Raw genomic sequence first — 17,927 nt, 5'->3', positions numbered from 1 at the left:
ATTAATCATGAAATCTCGTTTAGTCGCGGGGCTGGCTGCGCTAGTCCTGGCGATCGCCGGCACCCTGATGCTGGTAAATTACGTGTCGAATGCAGACCGACGGGCACAAGAGTCACTCCAGCCCGTCGACGTCGTCGTGGTCGATTCGGCGGTTCCGGCCGGCACCACGGTGGAAGACCTCCGTTCCCACGTCAGGCTCCGGTCCATTCCGGATGCGGCAAAGGCCGCCGGCGCGTTGTCTTCGCTGGACGGAATCACAGGTCAGGTCACGGCCGTGGCCTTGGAACCGGGCGAACAGTTGCTGGCAAGCCGGCTGGTGGACCCGTCCCAGCGTGTCACCGCGGGCGCAGTGCAAGTACCCGCCGGCATGCAGGAAGTCACCGTTCTCCTTCCCCCGGAAAGCGTGGTCGGCGGCACCCTCCGAGCCGGAGACCTGGTGGGACTCTACGTAACCCAGGGGGATCCTGCGGCTCCGCAAGTCATGAGCACTCAGCTGGTCTTCGACAAGGTTTTGGTGACAGCAATCCAGCAGGCGCCGCCCAGCAGCGGAAACACGGCGGATGGAACGTCCGCCGTTCCCACCGGCTCCTCGTTTGTGACCCTCGCCCGCAATTCCACTGACTCCGCCAAGATCATTCTCAGCGCCCGCGTAGGCAATATCTGGCTGACCAAACAAACGGCGAAGACACCGCCAAGCCAGCGAACAGCCGTCACCACCAGCGGGATCTTTCAATGAGCCGCTTCCTAGTCCTGACCTCCTCCCCGGAGTTCGAGCGCCATCTCGCCTCAGCCCTGGGCGACACCCACGACGTCCAGGTCCTCGCCTCCGAAGCCGCGGGCGGCAGCCCCGGCCACCTGCTGGCCCAAAACTTGGGCGGTCCCATCGACGTGATGGTCTTCGGCCCGGACGTCCGGTCGGAGCAGATGCTCGCCCTGTCGGCAAGCCTTGAGCACACTTTCCCGGACATTGTGCTCGTGCTGGCGGCAGTCGCGGCACCCGAGCTCACGCTGGCCGCCATGCGGTCCGGCATCCGCGATGTCCTGCCGCCGGACACGGAGCCTGGACGAATGCGTCAAGCGTTGGAACACGCTGCCGAAACGTCCAGGAGCCGCAAGCAGATTGCCTCCGATGATGCCAGCCAGAAACGGGTCCGTGGGCGGGTGATCTCCGTGATGTCCCCGAAGGGCGGGGTGGGCAAGACCACCGTTGCCACCAATTTGGCCGTTGGACTGGCCAAACTGGCACCGATGGGGGCGGTCATTGTCGATCTCGACCTTCAATTCGGTGACGTGGCCTCAGGGCTTGGCCTGGAGCCGCAGTACACCATCAACGACGCAGTCTCGGGTGCCGCGTCCAGTGACGCCATGGTGCTCAAGGCTTTCCTCAGCCCGCATCCGTCGGGGGCGTACGCCATGTGTGCGCCGCGCCGTCCGGCAGACGCCGACCTCATCAAGCCGGCGCACGTAACAACTCTGATCAACCAGCTCTCTTTGGAGTTCCCGTTTGTCATTTTGGATACGTCACCGGGGCTCGGGGAAGAGGTCCTGGCCGTTCTGGAACTGGCCACCGATGGGGTCTGGGTTTGCGGCATGGACATTCCCAGCATCCGTGGGCTCAACCACGGACTGGACGTGCTGCGGCAACTGGACCTCATGCCCCCGTCGAACACGATTGTCCTCAACTTCGCCGACAAGCGCAGCGGACTAACCGTCCAAGACGTTGAAGCGACGGTTGGCCTGCCAGTGGACATCATCCTGCCGTGGTCCCGCACATTGCCGTTTTCAACGAATGCCGGCGTCCCGCTAATCCAGGACAGCCGTCGGGATCCTGCCCTGAAAGGGCTGAGAAACCTGGTTGCGCTTTTCGGGCAGAATTCGTCCTCACCCGCAAGCCAGCGTCCAAACCGAAGGGGCGAAAAGCCATGAGTCTCGTTGACCGACTTGAAGCCGTCCGAATGGCCACGGAAGGCCCCGCCCGGCCAGACCATACGCCCGGTATCGCCATGGTTCCAGTGCCTGCGGCGGCCGAACCCGTCGGCACCAATCTGCTGGGAACCCTGGCCGTGGCACCCCAAGCCAACTCCTCGGACGCCCTGGCGGGGATCAAGAAGCGCGCGGCCGAAGAGCTGACAGCCCGCCTGGGCAATCGCATCACCGACAGCAGCCTCGACGAAGGCGACGTGCGGCGCATGGTGCGCGAGGCCCTTGGCTCCTTTATCGATGACGAGCAGGTCCCCCTGACACCGGAAGAAAGGCGGCGCCTGATCCGGGAGATCGTGGACGAAGTCCTGGGCCTCGGGCCGCTGCAGCGGCTTCTGGACGACCCGCTGGTCTCCGAAATCATGGTCAACGGCGCTAGCCGCATCTATGTGGAACGCGGCGGACGGCTGCACTTGACCGGGACAACCTTCAGTTCCGATGCCCACCTGCGCAGAGTCATCGAAAGGATTGTCTCGCGGGTGGGACGCCGCATCGACGAGTCCTCGCCGCTGGTTGACGCCAGGCTTGAGGACGGCTCGCGAGTCAATGCCGTCATCCCGCCACTCGCCGTGGACGGCCCGTCCTTGACGATCCGAAAGTTCTCCGCCGTACCCCTGACCGTCGAGGACCTGATCAAGTTCGACTCCCTCTCACCGGCCATGGCACAGCTGCTCCATGCCTGTGTACAGGCACGCCTGAACATCATCGTCTCCGGTGGTACCGGCACGGGAAAAACCACACTGCTCAACGTTCTTTCCTCGTTCATTCCCGACGACGAACGCATCGTCACCATTGAGGACGCCGTGGAACTGCAACTGCAGCAGGAGCACGTGGTCCGTTTGGAAAGCCGGCCTGAAAACATCGAAGGCCGCGGAGCCGTTGGCATCCGCGATCTCGTCCGGAACTCCTTGCGAATGCGCCCGGACAGGATCGTAGTTGGCGAAGTCCGGGGCGGGGAAGCCCTGGACATGCTCCAGGCCATGAACACCGGCCATGACGGATCCATCTCCACCGTGCACTCGAACTCCCCCCGGGACGCGGTAGCCCGCATGGAGACCCTGGTGCTTATGGCGGGGATGGATCTTCCACTGCGGGCCATCCGCGAACAAATCGCCAGCGCAGTCCATCTGATCGTCCAGTTGAGCAGGCTGAAGGACGGCACGCGTCGGGTGACCCACATTACTGAAGTCCTCGGAATGGAAGGTGACGTGGTGACTCTCCAGGACGCATTCGTCTTCGACTACGCGGCGGGCGTCGACCAGGATGGCCGGTTCATCGGCAAGCCCGTTCCCACGGGTGTCCGCCCGCGCTTCGTCGAACGGTTCGCCGACCTGGGAATCAGCATCCCCGGCGAAATCTTCTTCCCCGCCTCCGCCAAGACAGGACGGTGAGCACCGTGACCCACGACTACGCTCTGCTAGCCGGCACCGTACTCATTCTGGTTGCCTTTGCCCTCGCCCTTTTTGTCGCGTTCCGTCCCCGGTTTACGGACATCCACGTCGATCGGAGGAGGCCGCCGGCGGAGTCCAACTCCTCGATGATTTCGAAGCTGAGCGGCGTCACAGTTGCCGCCGTGGAGCGTCGCGTCGGGCACAAGAGTAGCGGCCCATTCGGCCGCGATGCACTCAGCGAGGCCGGCCTGAAACTCCAGCCCTCCGAATTCATCGTTCTCATCCTGGTTGCCTCCTTCATTCTGGGCCTGGCAGGCTACGTGCTGCAGGGCTGGCTCCTCACCGTCCTGTTCGCGGTCATCGGTCCGGTGGGCGCTAAGGCGCTACTCTCCCTCAAAACGGGGCGCCGCCGCGCCGCCTTCGAGGGTCAGCTCAGCGACATGCTCATGTCCGTCTCCGGCAGCCTGCGCGCAGGCCACAGCATTGCCCAGAGCATGCACACGGCCAGCGCCGAGATGCCGGCTCCGATGGGCGAGGAACTCGCCAGGATCGTCAACGAGGCCAGGGTCGGCCGGCCGGTTTCGGAATCGATGGCCGAGGTCGGCCGCAAGATGCAATGTGAAGACTTCGAATGGCTCAGCCAGGCGATTGAGATCAACCGTGAAGTCGGCGGCGACTTGGCTGGGGTCCTCGACCATGTCGCGGAGACTGTGCGCGAAAGAGCTCAGATCAAGGGCCAGGTCCGCGCCTTGGCGGCAGAAGGAAAGTTCTCGGCATACATCCTGATTGCGCTGCCGTTCTTTGTCGCAATCTTCATCAATCTCGTCAACCCGGGATACATGTCGGTCCTGACAACCACGGTGCTGGGCTGGGTACTCATCACAGCCAGCGTGGTCATGATGGTCATCGGCTCCTTCTGGATCAGCCGCATGGTCAAGATCGAATTCTAAAGGAGCTGAGCACATGACCCCCACAGTCTGGCTGCTGATCGCCAGTATCATCCTTCCTTTGACCTACTTCACCTGGTCCCTGATCGGCGTCGACAGGGCTTCCGGCCGCGTGATCCAATCGAGATTGGCTGCCGTTTCGGCCCCGCAGGCAGGGGCCTCCCCGGCTGGCCCTCACTGGCTGCTACGTCTTGCCCGCAGGCTGACACCCGCTGCCTATGTGTCCCACTTGGACCGGATGCTCGGGAACGCGGGCCGGCCGGCCTCCATGCCGTTGGATCGCCTCTTGAGCCTGAAACCGCTAGCGGCCCTTGGCGGAGTTCTGTTGGCACTACTTTTCGGCGGCACAAAGAGTCCGCAGGGGGTCCTGCTGTCAGTGTGCCTCACGGCAGCCTGTTACTTCCTCCCGGACCTTCTGGTCTACAACAGCGGCACGAAACGCCAGGCGAGATTGCAGCTGGACCTGCCCAATGTCTTGGACCAATTGCTCATCTCGGTCGAGGCCGGCCTCGGCTTTGAAGCCGCAATGGCCCGCGTGGGGACGAGCGGGAAGGGTCCGCTGGCGGACGAGATGGTGCGCACCCTGCAGGACATCCAGGCCGGCAGAACCCGCCGTGAGGCCTACAAGGCCATGGCCGCGCGGTCCACGGTTGCGGATTTGAAGAGTTTCGTGGGTGCCGTCATCCAAGCCGATGTGCAGGGCCTTTCTGTCGCCCGGGTCCTGAAACCCCAAGCGGACCAGATGCGGATCAAGAGACGTCTTCGGGCAGAGGAAAAAGCAATGAAACTTCCGGTGGCCGTGGTATTTCCGTTGCTTCTCTTTATTTTTCCGCCGCTGTTTATCGTCATCCTCGGCCCTGCCGTCATCAATGCAATCGCCACGTTTTCGGGCCGGTAGCGAAAGCATCCAAGCCGGCACGCAATTCATCACTCACCTCGCCGGAGTGGGCAGGAATCAACCAGATTGTAAGGAGCAACAGATGTTTAGGTCCAGGACAGGACATCGAAAGGTTCGGGATGGCCGGCAGCGCGGTGCGACGGCAGTTGAATTTGCCTTGGTGCTTCCCTTGCTCCTGTCCATGCTCCTTGGAGTGATCGATTTTGGGACGGCCCTCGGGCAAAGCGTCAGCCTGCAAGGGGCGGCACGCGAAAGCGCACGGCAGGGAGTCACACAGGGTGATGTCATTGCGTCCGCCAACCGCGCACGGGGGTCGCTTGACAGCACCAGGCTCCAGGTGCGATTCGCCGTCGACACGTCGGCTGGGGCTCCCGGGCTTATGGTTGTCTGCCTGCGCTACCCCCAGTCGTCGCTGAGCGGATTCTATTCGTGGGCACTCGGCGGCGTGTTCGAAGCAAAAGCCGTCATGAAAATGGAAAGCCCCGCGACCGTGGCCGCGGGCGCACAGCGTTGGACCGGAGGAACATGTACCCCCTGACACCAGGATCGATCCTGAAGTGGATACGTCGCGTCGGTAGTAACCGGGGGCCAGTGAACGACACGAACATGCGCGGTAAGGCAAACCGGCAGCGCGGGGCGGCGACGGTCATTTTCGCGTTGCTGGTTCCCGTACTCTTCGGAGCCCTTGCGATGGGCGTCGACGTCGGCAAGCTGGTCTACGAGCGCCAGCACCTGAGCAATGCGCTGGACGCCGCCGCACTGGCTGGTGCGTCATACCTCCCCGGCGACCCGGTGGCCGCCCGCAACGCCGCGGCGTCATTCGCCCGGGCCAACGACCCCGCGGCGGCGCCCACGGTCAACTTCTGGTGTGTGGTGGCGTCAACAGGCGCCGGCCGGACCGTGCTGAGCAGCCAGATCCCGAGCGTCTGCAATCCCGGAACGATCGCCGGTGCCAGGTGCAGCGAAACCATTTGCGCGATCCCCTGCATCCCGGGGGGTAGCAACGCCTGCAATTCGATCACCGTGACCGACGATAAGGACGTCGCGTTCAGCTTCGCGCCCGTGATCGGGATTAATACCGGCAACACCGGCTCGCTGGCGTCAGATGCCTGCAAGGGTTCCTGCGGCTCCCAGATCCCGAATCCGATGGATATTGCCATAGTGGCAGACCGAACCGGCAGCATGAGCACCGCGAATCGGGACCTGATGGTCGCCGGGATCAAGAGCACCCTCCAAACCATGACCCGGGATCAGCAATACGTGGCGCTGGGCACAATCCACCGAAGCAAGACATCTCCGGGAAGTTGTATCACCACGCCATCCACGGACAACACAGGTCCTTGGATCCCGGTTCCGTTCTCCAACGACTACACCCAAAACCCCGCAATTCCAGGCGGAACGCCACCACTGAACGCGGGCAGCACGCTGGTCAAGGGCCTGACCTGCCTGTCGGCTTCGAGCGGAGGAACGTATCTGGCGGCGCCGCTGAAAGCCGCCTCGCGGTACGTGCTTGGCACACCCAGCCTGCCCTCGCGCGCTGGAACGGCACGCAAGGCCATCATCCTGGAAACGGACGGCCAACCCAACGAGCAAAACGTCGCGGGATCCGACAACTCATTGAACAACGCAAACGACATCGGGACTACCAACGCGTCAGCTGCGTGCAACAACCTGAACGCGGTCGCAACCAACGCCAAGGCGGCGGGCCTGCTCATCGTGACAGTCGCATTCGGAGACGCAACAAGCGCGCAGTGCGGCAGCGGCGGCGCGTTTGTCCGGAACGTCCTGGCCACCGCGGCGTCGAAGGACTCACACGGCATCCCCAGCGACGCCGACAACGACTGCTCCACAGCGGCGCTCCGGAATATCGAGAACTCCGACGGAGACTTCTTCTTCTGCGCAGCAAGCGGAAACGAACTCGGCCCGATCTTCGTCTCTGCGGTCAATGCGATCAGTTCCAACTCCCGGCTGATACGGATCCCGAGCTGAATGATCGGCCGGCGTGCACGGGGCCGGCCGCAGGAGACCCAGATACCGGACCCCCTTGGACCAGAGCCAAGGGGGTCCTTCTGTGGGCCCGGCTACAGCAATGTTGCATTCTAGGCGCAAGATGCGCGCAGGGAATGTACAGGAAACGTGCAGTTTGGGAAGCCTTGGCACAGGAAGCGGCAAAGGCAATCGTCGGCGTGTCGGCGGTTGCTAAGTTCCTCTCAGTGCTGGTGCAGGGCCAGCCTCCCAACTCGCTCAGGAGTCACCAATGCGTTCCATTCTCTCCAGCTTCGCAGCCCGTCTTCGCCGCGACCAGCGCGGCGCCACCGCCGTCGAATACGGCATCATGGTCTCCCTCATCGCGGTCGTGATCATCGTCGCCGTCACGATGCTCGGCGGCACTTTGGCGACCACATTTGAATCGGTATCGTGCAGCGTCAGCGGTAAGTCGTACACGGCAGCCGTGCCGGCAAGCACCGGTGTGACTGCAGCGGCCTCTTCCTGCCGCTAGTCCGACTGCCAGCGGGTGGCAGTGGCCTTGGGCCGCTGCCACCCTGTCGCATCCAGAGCCCACACTCGAACGGAAGGCGGTCGCCCATGTCCAAAACATCGGAGAGGGGCGCCGTCGCCGTGGAATTCGCTCTTCTCGCGCCAATCCTGGTGATGCTGCTGCTCGGCATCAGCGAATTCGGCCGGGCCTACAACGCCCAGGTCACCCTCTCCAGCGCCGCCCGCGAAGGCGTCCGGGTCATGGCCATCAGCAACAGCCCCAGTGCTGCGCGGACGGCGGCCAGGAATTCAGCCACCGCGCTGAAGCCGGCGCTCAGCGACACCAATATCACCATCACCCCCGCCACCTGCGCCACCGGAATCCAAGTGACCCTCAAGATCACTTATTCGCTCTCGACGATGACCGGCATCGCGGGTCCGTTCACCATGGAAGGCAAAGGAGTCATGCTGTGCGGCGGCTAGCAGCGCCACCAGCCAACGGCGAGCGCGGCGCCATCAGCATCCTGGTCGCGATCCTCATGGTTACCCTGTTGGGGTTCGCGGCGCTGGCGGTCGACGTCGGCATGCTTTATGCCGAGCGGACCCAACTGCGCAACGGGGCTGATGCCGCAGCCCTGGCCATCGCGCAGAAGTGCGCGAAAAACATCAACGACGCCGATTGTTCCACCACCTCCGCCCTCGCCCGCAGCCTCGCCGATAGCAATGCTGCTGACGGGAAAAGCAACGTTGCCGACCTCGTACTGGACAAGGCCGCCCGCACCGTGAAAGTGACAGCCGGGGCACAGGAAACCGGGAAAGCGCCTAACCGGGTTACCCTGTTCTTCGCCCGGGCCTTGGGCCTTTCAAGCGCCGAAGTAACCGCTACCTCCCGCGTGGAGTGGGGAACGCCGTCCACGGGCACGATCCTTCTGCCCCTGGCCATTGCCCAATGCAAGCTCAACCTGCCGCCAGGTTCGCTGGCTGGCGCCGAACAGGTCCTGGACATGGATTCCGGCGGCTGTGGCGAGATCCCGGGTGGCTTCGGCTGGATTTCGGACAGCGATGCAAAATGCGGAGTCACCCTGTCAGCCGGACAAGCAAACAACTCTGGCGTTTGGTTTTCCAGCAACACGGGCGCGAGCGCACCAGGCGAATGCACCGCTGCGGACTTGAGCAAGATGAACGACCAAACAGTCCTTTTCCCGCTGTACGACGTGGCCACCGGCAACGGCTCCAGCGGCAAGTACTACGTGAAGGGATTTGCCGCCTTCCATGTCACTGGTTACCACTTTGCCTCTAACAGCTGGTCATTAGGCGGGACGCTCAAGAACAAGACCATCAGGGGCTACTTCGTGCGATATGTCTCTTTGTCCGACGCCTTCGCACTCGGCGCAGCACCGGACTACGGGACCTCAATAGTCCGCCTTACCATTGGAGTGCCCTAACAGTGAAGTCACGCTTATTGGCAGGAATCGCGGCCCTGGTGCTGGCCGTCGTCGGAGCCATCCTGGTAGTCAGCTACGCGCAGGGCGCCGACAGCAGGGCGGTGCAGGGCCTGCAGCCCGTCACCGTTCTCGTGGTGTCGAAAGCTGTGCCGGCCGGCACGTCGGTCGCGGCCTTGAAAGCATTCGTGACCAGCCAGGATCTTCCCGGAAAAGCCGTCTCGAAGTCGGCTCTCACGAACCTGGACGGGCTGGCCGGCAAAGTCACCGCCGTCGACCTCCTCCCTGGCGAACAGCTCGTCGCCGAGCGGCTGATTGAGCCGGAGGCACTAAAGGCGAGCGGAGCGGTTGAAGTGCCCAAGGGCCTGCAGGAGGTTTCCTTCCAGCTCGAGCCCCAGCGGCTCGTCGGCGGCCGTCTCGCGGCGGGCGACCATGTGGGTGTCTTCATCAACCTCAAGGACGGCGGCCTCGAGGCGAAGGCAGACAAAGAGACTACCAAGCTGACGGTACACAAGGCTCTCGTGACGGCTGTCCAGCGCGCCCCGGTGGTGGCTCCGTCCCCGCAGCCCTCTGCCGCCGGCTCCCCCGCGGAAGCCGAGGACACGTCGCTCCCCACCGGCTCCATGATCGTTACGGTCGCCGTGAATGATATGGACGCCACAAAGATTGTCTATGCCGCAAACTTCACGGAATCGGCCAGCATCTGGCTGAGCAAGGAACCGCTCAACGCCACGGACAGCGGCCGCCCCGGCATCGTAACGCGACCAGAGGTGTACAAATGAGCCGCTTTGTCCTGATTTCGCCGAACACTGATTTCGATGCCCGCGTCCGCCAGGCCCTGGCCGGCGGCCTTCCGGGCGGCCTGCAGACCTTCGCGTTCGTCAATCCCGCGAACCCGGCGGAGCTCTTCGCCAGCCTCAACCAGGAACGGCCCGAGGTCCTGATCTTGGGACCGGACGTGCCGGTGGAGGACGCCCTGCGCCTGGCGACGGTATTCGACGTCCAGCTTCCCGAACTCAGCGTCATCCTGGTAGGTGACCCCGATCCGAACTTCGTCCTGCTGGCCATGCGGGCCGGCATCCGCGACATCCTCAGCCCGGCGGCGGACCCGGCCCAGATCCGGGTGCTGCTGGAGCGGGCCTGCCAGTCATTCGCCACCCGCAACCGAACCACGGCGGCCAGCCAGCCGGACAGCGCGAGGGGGTTGGTGATCGGCGTCTTCTCCCCCAAAGGCGGGGTCGGCAAAACCACGATTGCCACCAACATCGCCATCGGACTCGGCAAAGTGGCGCCCATGGGCGTGGTCATCGTGGACCTGGACCTGCAGTTCGGGGACGTGGCCTCGGGCCTGTACCTGCACCCGGAGCACACCGTGACCGACGCCGTCTCGTCCGCGGCCAGCCAGGATTCCCTCGTCCTCAAAGCCTTCCTCACCGTCCATCCCGGGAGCATCTACGCCCTCTGCGCCCCCCGGACGCCCGAGGAGGCCGACGACATCACACCCCAGCAAGTCACGCGCCTGCTCGAACAACTGGCCGAACAGTTCCAATACGTCGTGGTCGACACCGCACCCGGGCTCCCGGAGGTCGGGCTGGCCGCCCTCGAGCAGTGCACCGACGCCGTCTGGGTGACTGCCATGGACGTGCCGAGTATCCGCGGGCTGCGCTCCGGCCTGGATATCCTCCGGCGCCTGGACCTGCTGCCCGAGACCCGCCACGTGGTGCTGAACATGGCGGACTCGAAGTCCGGGTTGAGCGTCCAGGACGTCGAGGCGACCATCGGCGCGCCCGTGGACGTCAGCATCCCGCGGTCCAAGGCAGTGGCGTTCTCCACCAACCGCGGCATCCCGGTCCTCCAGGACGGACGCAAAGATCCTGCCATCAAGGGACTGAAACAGCTCGTCAACCGGTTCGATCCCGCCTGGCGCGCCACCGCCCAGAAGAAACTGCACCGCCGGGTGGTGGTCTGATGAAACTGTCCGAACGGCTCCGCTCCGCCGAGGGAACGATTGCGTCCGCCCCACGGGCCGAATCCCCGCAGGCCGCATCTCCGTTGGCCATGTCCCCCACCGGAGGAAGCGCGACGACGGCGGCAGCGCCGGCCGCCGTCGTGCTCCAGAAGACTGACCGCCCACCGCTGCCGGCTTTCCCGGAGCACCAGGACTCCCGCGCCCGGGGCCAGCAGCCCGTCGACGCTTTCGCCGCCCTCAAACAGCGGGCCGCCACTGCGTTGTTCGAGCGCATGGGAACCCGCTTCAACGATTCGGCAACCACGGAAGAGGACCTCCGCACCTCCGCGCGGGAGGAGCTGACGCGCATCATCGACGCCGAACAGGTCCCCCTGTCCGCCGAAGAGCGCTCCCGGCTGGTCCGCGACGTGGCCGACGACGTCCTGGGCTACGGCCCGTTGCAGCGCCTCCTGGACGATCCCGCCGTCACGGAAATCATGGTCAACCGGATGGACCAGATCTACGTGGAACGCAACGGCAAACTGACCTTGACGGAGTCGCGGTTCAGCTCCGAGGACCACCTCCGCAAGGTGATCGAGCGCATCGTTTCCAAAGTGGGCCGGCGCATCGATGAGTCCTCGCCCCTCGTGGATGCTCGGCTCGAGGACGGGTCCCGCGTCAATGCCGTTATCCCGCCGCTCGCCGTCGGCGGTTCGTCGCTGACCATCCGAAAGTTCAGCAAGGTGCCGCTGACTGTCCGGAACCTCATCGAGTTCGGCACATTGACGCCGGAAATGGCGGAACTGCTGAACGCCTGCGTGAAGGCCAAGCTCAACATCATCGTCTCGGGCGGCACCGGCACCGGCAAAACGACACTGCTGAACGTCCTTTCCTCGTTCCTGCCCCACGACGAGCGGATCGTGACGATCGAGGACGCCGTCGAACTCCAGATCCAGCAGGAACACGTGGTGCGGCTGGAAAGCCGGCCTTCGAACACTGAGGGCAAGGGCGAGGTGACCATCCGCGAACTGCTGCGGAACTCCCTGCGCATGCGACCGGACCGGATCGTGGTGGGCGAGGTCCGCGGCGGCGAATCGCTGGACATGCTCCAGGCCATGAACACAGGCCACGACGGGTCGCTCTCGACAGTGCACTCCAACTCGCCCCGGGACGCCGTGGCCCGTCTGGAGACGCTGGTGCTCATGGCCGGCATGGACCTGCCGCTGCGCGCCATCCGGGAACAGATCGCCTCGGCCGTCAACCTGATTATCCAGATCTCCCGGCTGCGGGACGGCACCCGGCGGATCACCCACGTCACTGAGGTCCAGGGCATGGAGGGCGACATCGTCACGCTCCAGGATGCCTTCGTGTTCGACTACGCCGCCGGCGTCGACGCCCACGGCCGGTTCCTCGGCAGGCCGGTCCCCACCGGCATCCGTCCGCGTTTCATCGACCGTTTCGAGGACCTGGGCATCCACGTCTCCCCCGCTGTGTTTGCTGCTCCGCTGACCCCGGCCGGAAGGGCGTGATCTGTCCATGACTCTCCTGCCCATCGGCGTCGGCCTGCTTTTCAGCGCAGTGGTGGTCCTGGGATTCGCGCTGCTCTCCCCCGGCGGGGCCAGTGTCCCCCTGGACCGGCGCAGGCCCGTCCAGGGCCAGGCCGACTCGCAGCTGACGCGGTTCGCCGGCTCGGCCGTCCACCTGGTCGACGGATTCTTTTCCGGCCGCAAAGTCCGGCTCTTCAACCGCGAGTCGCTGGAACAGGCCGGCCTGCGCCTGAGCCAGGCCGACTTCTACGTCCTGCTCCTGGCCGGAGCGGTTGCGGGGGGCCTCGCCGGGTTCGTCGTCGCGGGCCCGTTGCTGGCGGTCCTCCTGGTGCTCCTTGCGCCGGTCGTGGGCCACCTCGTGCTCCGCATCCTGGCCGGCAAGCGCCGCACCAAGTTCGACCAGCAGCTCGGCGATACCCTGCAGCTGCTGTCCGGCGGCCTCCGGGCCGGGCACAGCATCATGCGCGCCATTGACGCCGCCGCGTCCGAATCCCAAAGCCCGACGTCGGAAGAGATGCGCCGCGTGGTTACGGAGACCAGCCTGGGCCGGGACCTCCTGGACTCCCTGAGCGACACCGCGGACCGGATGCGGAACGAGGACTTCGTCTGGATCGCCCAGGCCATCCAGATCAACCGCGAAGTGGGCGGGAACCTGGCCGAAGTCCTGGACCAGGTCAACGAGACCATCCGCGAGCGCAGCGAGATCAAAGGACACATCAAATCCCTCGCCGCCGAGGGAAAGTTTTCCGCGTACATCCTCATGGCCATGCCGATCGGGATCGTGGTGATGCTAATGCTGGTCAATCCCGGCTACATGAACCCGATGTTCACGCACCCGCTGGGCTGGGGCATGATGGCCGCCTCCGTCATCCTCATGGCCATTGGCGGGCTGTGGATGCGCAAAATCATCGACCTGAAGTTCTGAGGCGGCTATGGCACCTGCTGTACTTCTTGCCACGCTGCTGGTGGCCTTGCCGCTCGGCTATCTGGCGTGGTCGCTGCTCTCCGTCGACCGGAGGTCACAGCGCGCCATGCGGGAGCTGCTCGCGCTGGGTACCGACCCGGCCGAGCTCACCCATCGGGAGCGCAGCAGTCTGCTGGAACGGGCCGGCTACCGGCTGACTCCCGCGGCGTACGTCCGCAAACTGGACCGGCTGTTGTCCCTCGCCGGGCGCCCCGCGTCGCTGCCGCTGGGCCGCGTGCTCGCGGCCAAGCCGCTCCTTGGGCTGCTGGGCGCCCTGCTGGGCTTCTGGATCAGCGCCAACAGCCCGACGCCGGTCCTCAAGCTCGTGGGAATCTTTGTGTTCCTGCTCGGCTACTTCATCCCCGACCTCCTGCTTTACAGCAGAGGGCAGGAACGCCAGAAGACCATGCAGCTGGAACTGGCCAACACGCTGGACCAGATGCTGATCTCCGTGGAAGCGGGCCTGGGCTTCGAAGGCGCCATGGCCCGGGCCGGCGAGAACGGCAAGGGCCCCCTGGCGGAGGAACTTATCCGGACCCTGCAGGACATGCAGGTAGGGCGCAGCCGGCGCGAGTCATACGTGGCACTGGCGGAACGGACCAACGTGCCCGAGCTGCGCAGCTTCGTCCAGGCCGTGGTCCAGGCCGACACCTACGGCATTGCCATCAGCCGGGTGTTGCGGGTGCAGGCGAAGGTCATGCGGGTCAAGCGCCGGCAACGGGCCGAGGAGAAGGCCATGAAGCTGCCCGTCACCATCCTGTTTCCCCTGCTGTTCTTCATCTTCCCTGTGCTTTTCATCGCCATCCTGGGCCCGGCCGTCATCAACGCCATCGACACGTTCAGCGGCCAGTAAACGGCCGCCGACACGGCCATGGCCGGCACCAGCGGCCGGGATTGGTTCCCCTCGGGAAAGCCTCAGGGTTTCCGCAGGATAGACCGGGCTGCAAGGCATCGGCCGCATCAGCAAGTAGCGTGGTCACATGTCCCTTCCAAGCGCTTGCCCCGACGACGGAGATGCGGGCATTGCCCTCGCTCCCACCACCTCTCCGGGACTGCCGGCGCCTGCCCTCACGGCATCCAGCGCGGCAGCGGCCTTCCCAGAGGTCTTCCCGGAGGTCCTCCCCGAGGACCTGCCGGCGGCCCCGCTCGTGGACCCTGCCGCGCTTCAGGACCTGGGTGCACAGCTGGAAAATCCGGCCGTGGCGAAGGGATTTGCCAGGGACTACACCCGGATGTGGGACCAGCGCTACCGCTCGCTGGCCTCGGCCCTCGAACGCGGGGATCTCGCGGGCTCGATGGACGCTGTGCTGAGCCTGAAGACGTCCTCGGCCATGGTCGGAGGCCTGCGCCTGGCCCAGCTCGCCGGTGAACTGGAGAACGCCCTCAGGGCCGGAGACATTGGCCGCGCACTGTCGCTCCTGCGCGACGTTGCCGCGCGCGGCGGGGAAACCGTCGACGAGCTCCAGTTCAGCTACGTCCTGTGGGACAGCTAGGACCGGCGGGACCGCTGCCGCCTACAGGTTTCCCGGGTGCCGGGCACCGGAAGCCCCTCCGGGGGCTACCGCGCCGGCGACAGCCGGTAGCCCACGCCGCGGACGGTCTGCAGCCAGCGCGGCTGTACGGGGTCCTCGCCGAGTTTCCTCCGCAGGTTGCCGATATGCACCTCGACGGCGCGTTCGTCGGATTCGCTGATGTAGGCGTCCGCCCGGTAGTAATCGCCCCGGACCACGCGCACCAGCTCGGTCTTGGACCGCACGGCGCCGGCGCCCTTCAGGAGCGCCTGCAGCAGGTCGAACTCGCTGCGGGTCAGGCTGACCGCCACGCCGTCGACGCTCACGGACCGGGTCTCGGGGTTCAGGTCCAGGCCGTTGTGGTGCAGCACTGGACTCTGGGACGCTGCAGGGGCGGCGGCCGCCCCAGAATCCAGCGCGGATCCGTCCGCGGCGCCGAGGTCCTGCCGGGGCCGGCGCATCATGGCACCCACGCGCGCGCGCAGCTCCCGGGGCCGGAATGGCTTCGCCAGGAAATCATCAGCCCCGGTATGAAACGCCGTCAGGGTGTCCAGTTCGTCGGTTCGCGCTGTCAGCATGACCACGTACGCGTCACTGAACTGCCGGATCCGGCGCAGCACCTCGAAACCGTCGATGTCGGGAAGCCCGACATCGAGGGTGACCACGCTTGCCTCCCGCGCCCTGACGACGTCGACCCCTTCACGTCCGCCGGCCGCCGAGTGGACTTCGAACCCTGCCTGGCTCAATACGGCTTCGACAAGGTTCCGAACATCTTCGTCGTCTTCTACAACGACGGCGACTCCCATGTCGGTCATGGCCCCCCTCATGTGTCACGCTACGCTGCCGTTCGCGGATGCGGCGGCAGCAATTATCTCGCCGGTCCCCACCAGCAATGTCAGAATACCCACCCTAAGGGGCAAATTCGCGGCTGCCCGGTAACAGAAATGGCAAAACTTCGATTTATGTCAAATTTGCGTGACACAGGGTGTAAAACTGGAGCAACGAGAAGGGGGCACGGCGTCTTTGCTTAGACAGCGGCTGATCCGCAGTGTGGATCGACACGGGAAGGCTTTGGGGCCGCGCGGGCGGGTCCTCGTATGCCAGTTGCCGCTGGCCGTGATGCTGGCCGGAATCGTCATGGCTGCCCCGGCCGCCTGGCCCGGCCTTCCGGACAGCATCCTGTGCCGCTACGCCTTTGCCCTGCAGGCCGCCCTCCTGGTGGCCTGCGTACTGGTCCCCTGGCAGCGTTTTGGGCCGTTGGCCCCGCTCGTCATCCCTGTCCTGGACCTGGTTGCGATTGGGCTGCTCCGGGACGGCACCACCGCCGGGCTGCCGGATCCCGGTGTGCTCTCCGTCTTGCCCGTGGTGTGGATTTCGGCGTCCAGGCTCTCCGCCCCCGCGAGCCTTTCACTGAGTTTCTCGGTGCCCCTCCTGGCCGCCCTGCCCTGGCTCCTGGCGGACCGATCGGCACCGCTTGCGGCCCGCACGGCCGAAGCCCTGCTGGTGCCCCTGATGATGCTCGCGGTGTCCCTGGCCATGCGTTTCGCGCGGGCGCGCCTGCGGCGCGAGCAGCGGCGGATCAGGTCCAAGGAAGCCGAGCTGGAGGTCCTGCTCGCGGACAGCCGGGAGCGCGAACGGCTCCTGAACACCATTCTTGACACCGTCGACGTCGGGATCGTGGCAGTGGACGCCAGCGGCCGCCGGCTGCTGACGAACACGTGGCAGGCCGAACTCGAGGAATCCGCGGCCGCGGCGCCCCGTCCTACGGCCGAAGCGGCGGGGGAAGTACTGCCGGAAGAAGAGGGCCAACTCGTGCTGACCGGGCAGGACCGAAGCACCCCCCTGCCGCTGGAGCGCCGTCCCATCCGGCGGGCGCTTGCCGGCGAGTCGTTTGCCGACTACCTTGTCTGCTTCGGTGAGGAAGCGGCCAGCCGCGTGGTCTCTACCGGGGCCCGGCCCCTGAAGAACGACGCCGGCGACTTCCGCGGCGCCGTGGTGGTCTTCAACGAGGTCACCGGCCTGGTGGACGCCCTCGCAGCGAAGGACGAGGTCGTCTCCACTGTCTCCCACGAATTCCGCACGCCGTTGACGTCCATCATCGGCAACCTGGACCTGGTGCTCGCCGACACCGAGGGCCTGGACAGTCCGGTGGTCCGCCGCGTCGAAGTGGCGCTGCGCAACGCGGAGCGGCTGCTGGCCCTGGTCTCGGATCTTCTCATGTCCGCCAGCGCCGCGGTCCATGTCCATCCGCGCCGCACCGACCTCGCCGGCATCGTGGAGGCGAGCCTCGGCTCGGCCCAGGCCCACGCCCAGGCGTCCCGCGTCTGCCTCGCCACGGACGTCCAGGGTCCGCTCTGGGCCCACGTGGACCCGCTCCGGATCAGCCAGGCCCTGGACAACCTGGTTTCCAACGCGATCAAGTACTCGCCCGACGGCGGATCGGTGCGGGTCTCCGCCAGCTCCGGCGACGGCCTGGTGCGCCTTCACGTCGAGGACACCGGGATGGGCATGACCGCCGCCGACGCCGGGCGGGTCTTCACCCGTTTCTTCCGCAGCCCGGCCGTCCGGGACGGATCCATTCCGGGCGCCGGCCTGGGGCTGTCCATCACCAAGGCCATCGTGGAAGGGCACGGCGGATCCATCTCGTGCCGCACCAGTCCGGGCCACGGCAGCACCTTCACCCTCGAGCTTCCCGCCTAATTTAGGCCCGCAGGGCGCACCGCCTATTCGTGGCCACATGGCCGTGGTGGCGTCAAAGTTTCCCGACCTTTGGTGGCCGACGCCGGCGTGTTGCGCCGACCCGCCGGCGTAGAGCGGCCTC

The 17,927-nt window shown here is 65.5% G+C and carries 18 protein-coding genes; 17 read left to right on the top strand and 1 reads right to left on the bottom strand.

What is annotated here, in order from left to right; all coding sequences use genetic code 11:
• Positions 1–7: 7 nt before the first annotated feature.
• From cpaB (AC1DKN_RS03690) to AC1DKN_RS03615, 16 genes are all read left to right on the top strand, one after another.
• The gene (cpaB, locus tag AC1DKN_RS03690; protein ID WP_476858978.1) at positions 8–736 is read left to right on the top strand and encodes a Flp pilus assembly protein CpaB; all 729 of its coding nucleotides are present in this window, start codon (positions 8–10) and stop codon (positions 734–736) included.
• A complete protein-coding gene (locus tag AC1DKN_RS03685; protein ID WP_476858979.1) occupies positions 733–1,926 on the top strand; it encodes a CpaE/TadZ family protein in 1,194 nt (397 codons plus the stop codon). Before cpaB (AC1DKN_RS03690) ends, AC1DKN_RS03685 begins: the two co-directional genes overlap by 4 nt.
• Complete coding sequence (locus tag AC1DKN_RS03680; protein ID WP_476858980.1) at positions 1,923–3,371, top strand: CpaF family protein; 1,449 nt, start codon at positions 1,923–1,925, stop codon at positions 3,369–3,371. The genes AC1DKN_RS03685 and AC1DKN_RS03680 overlap by 4 nt, the downstream gene beginning before the upstream one ends.
• Positions 3,368–4,321 carry a type II secretion system F family protein gene (locus tag AC1DKN_RS03675; RefSeq protein ID WP_476858981.1) on the top strand — a complete coding sequence of 318 codons (954 nt, stop codon included), beginning with the start codon at positions 3,368–3,370 and terminating at the stop codon, positions 4,319–4,321. The genes AC1DKN_RS03680 and AC1DKN_RS03675 overlap by 4 nt, the downstream gene beginning before the upstream one ends.
• A gap of 13 nt (positions 4,322–4,334) precedes the next feature.
• Positions 4,335–5,216 carry a type II secretion system F family protein gene (locus AC1DKN_RS03670; RefSeq protein ID WP_476858982.1) on the top strand — a complete coding sequence of 294 codons (882 nt, stop codon included), beginning with the start codon at positions 4,335–4,337 and terminating at the stop codon, positions 5,214–5,216.
• Positions 5,188–5,754 carry a TadE/TadG family type IV pilus assembly protein gene (locus AC1DKN_RS03665; protein WP_476863737.1) on the top strand — a complete coding sequence of 189 codons (567 nt, stop codon included), beginning with the start codon at positions 5,188–5,190 and terminating at the stop codon, positions 5,752–5,754. Before AC1DKN_RS03670 ends, AC1DKN_RS03665 begins: the two co-directional genes overlap by 29 nt.
• Before the next feature lie 53 nt (positions 5,755–5,807).
• On the top strand, positions 5,808–7,205 hold the full coding sequence (locus AC1DKN_RS03660) for a pilus assembly protein TadG-related protein (RefSeq protein ID WP_476858984.1): 1,398 nt from the start codon (positions 5,808–5,810) through the stop codon (positions 7,203–7,205).
• 268 nt (positions 7,206–7,473) lie between these two features.
• On the top strand, positions 7,474–7,716 hold the full coding sequence (locus AC1DKN_RS03655; RefSeq protein ID WP_476855701.1) for a Flp family type IVb pilin: 243 nt from the start codon (positions 7,474–7,476) through the stop codon (positions 7,714–7,716).
• A gap of 86 nt (positions 7,717–7,802) precedes the next feature.
• Positions 7,803–8,177: a TadE/TadG family type IV pilus assembly protein gene (locus AC1DKN_RS03650; protein ID WP_476858985.1), complete on the top strand. Its 375-nt coding sequence runs from the start codon at positions 7,803–7,805 to the stop codon at positions 8,175–8,177.
• Positions 8,165–9,139, top strand: a complete 975-nt coding sequence (locus tag AC1DKN_RS03645) for a pilus assembly protein TadG-related protein (protein ID WP_476858986.1) — start codon at positions 8,165–8,167, stop codon at positions 9,137–9,139. The genes AC1DKN_RS03650 and AC1DKN_RS03645 overlap by 13 nt, the downstream gene beginning before the upstream one ends.
• Positions 9,140–9,156: 17 nt before the next feature.
• Positions 9,157–9,918: a Flp pilus assembly protein CpaB gene (gene cpaB / locus AC1DKN_RS03640; protein WP_476870472.1), complete on the top strand. Its 762-nt coding sequence runs from the start codon at positions 9,157–9,159 to the stop codon at positions 9,916–9,918.
• Positions 9,915–11,105, top strand: coding sequence for a CpaE/TadZ family protein (locus AC1DKN_RS03635; protein ID WP_476870471.1), 1,191 nt, complete (start codon positions 9,915–9,917; stop codon positions 11,103–11,105). The genes cpaB (AC1DKN_RS03640) and AC1DKN_RS03635 overlap by 4 nt, the downstream gene beginning before the upstream one ends.
• Positions 11,105–12,613: a CpaF family protein gene (locus AC1DKN_RS03630; protein WP_476851473.1), complete on the top strand. Its 1,509-nt coding sequence runs from the start codon at positions 11,105–11,107 to the stop codon at positions 12,611–12,613. Before AC1DKN_RS03635 ends, AC1DKN_RS03630 begins: the two co-directional genes overlap by 1 nt.
• A 7-nt stretch (positions 12,614–12,620) precedes the next feature.
• Positions 12,621–13,556 (top strand): type II secretion system F family protein, encoded by a 936-nt coding sequence (locus tag AC1DKN_RS03625; RefSeq protein ID WP_476870470.1) that lies wholly within the window; start codon positions 12,621–12,623, stop codon positions 13,554–13,556.
• Positions 13,557–13,563: 7 nt separating this feature from the next.
• On the top strand, positions 13,564–14,448 hold the full coding sequence (locus AC1DKN_RS03620; protein ID WP_476858989.1) for a type II secretion system F family protein: 885 nt from the start codon (positions 13,564–13,566) through the stop codon (positions 14,446–14,448).
• A 127-nt stretch (positions 14,449–14,575) separates the two neighbouring features.
• Entirely contained in the window at positions 14,576–15,088 is a 513-nt protein-coding gene (locus tag AC1DKN_RS03615; protein ID WP_476851476.1) for an Hpt domain-containing protein, read from the top strand.
• 65 nt (positions 15,089–15,153) lie between these two features.
• Here AC1DKN_RS03615 and AC1DKN_RS03610 read toward each other — a convergent pair whose 3' ends face one another.
• A complete protein-coding gene (locus tag AC1DKN_RS03610; protein ID WP_476858990.1) occupies positions 15,154–15,921 on the bottom strand; it encodes a response regulator transcription factor in 768 nt (255 codons plus the stop codon).
• Positions 15,922–16,156: 235 nt separating this feature from the next.
• Between AC1DKN_RS03610 and AC1DKN_RS03605 the strand changes: the two genes are divergently transcribed.
• Complete coding sequence (locus tag AC1DKN_RS03605; protein ID WP_476870469.1) at positions 16,157–17,806, top strand: sensor histidine kinase; 1,650 nt, start codon at positions 16,157–16,159, stop codon at positions 17,804–17,806.
• Positions 17,807–17,927 lie beyond the last annotated feature (121 nt).

It is taken from the genome of Arthrobacter sp. 01N444 (assembly GCF_056399305.1).
Note: the sequence above shows the minus strand (reverse complement) of the source record. Positions and strands in the feature narration are given on the sequence as shown.

Coding starts and splice junctions, on each gene's coding strand:
- AC1DKN_RS03620 (WP_476858989.1), top strand. CDS start 13,564: ATGGCACCTGCTGTACTTCTTGCCACGCTGCTGGTGGCCTTGCCGCTC.
- AC1DKN_RS03625 (WP_476870470.1), top strand. CDS start 12,621: ATGACTCTCCTGCCCATCGGCGTCGGCCTGCTTTTCAGCGCAGTGGTG.
- AC1DKN_RS03635 (WP_476870471.1), top strand. CDS start 9,915: ATGAGCCGCTTTGTCCTGATTTCGCCGAACACTGATTTCGATGCCCGC.
- AC1DKN_RS03680 (WP_476858980.1), top strand. CDS start 1,923: ATGAGTCTCGTTGACCGACTTGAAGCCGTCCGAATGGCCACGGAAGGC.
- AC1DKN_RS03650 (WP_476858985.1), top strand. CDS start 7,803: ATGTCCAAAACATCGGAGAGGGGCGCCGTCGCCGTGGAATTCGCTCTT.
- cpaB (WP_476858978.1), top strand. CDS start 8: ATGAAATCTCGTTTAGTCGCGGGGCTGGCTGCGCTAGTCCTGGCGATC.
- AC1DKN_RS03685 (WP_476858979.1), top strand. CDS start 733: ATGAGCCGCTTCCTAGTCCTGACCTCCTCCCCGGAGTTCGAGCGCCAT.
- AC1DKN_RS03630 (WP_476851473.1), top strand. CDS start 11,105: ATGAAACTGTCCGAACGGCTCCGCTCCGCCGAGGGAACGATTGCGTCC.
- AC1DKN_RS03615 (WP_476851476.1), top strand. CDS start 14,576: ATGTCCCTTCCAAGCGCTTGCCCCGACGACGGAGATGCGGGCATTGCC.
- AC1DKN_RS03655 (WP_476855701.1), top strand. CDS start 7,474: ATGCGTTCCATTCTCTCCAGCTTCGCAGCCCGTCTTCGCCGCGACCAG.
- AC1DKN_RS03665 (WP_476863737.1), top strand. CDS start 5,188: ATGCAATCGCCACGTTTTCGGGCCGGTAGCGAAAGCATCCAAGCCGGC.
- AC1DKN_RS03610 (WP_476858990.1), bottom strand. CDS start 15,921: ATGACCGACATGGGAGTCGCCGTCGTTGTAGAAGACGACGAAGATGTT.
- AC1DKN_RS03670 (WP_476858982.1), top strand. CDS start 4,335: ATGACCCCCACAGTCTGGCTGCTGATCGCCAGTATCATCCTTCCTTTG.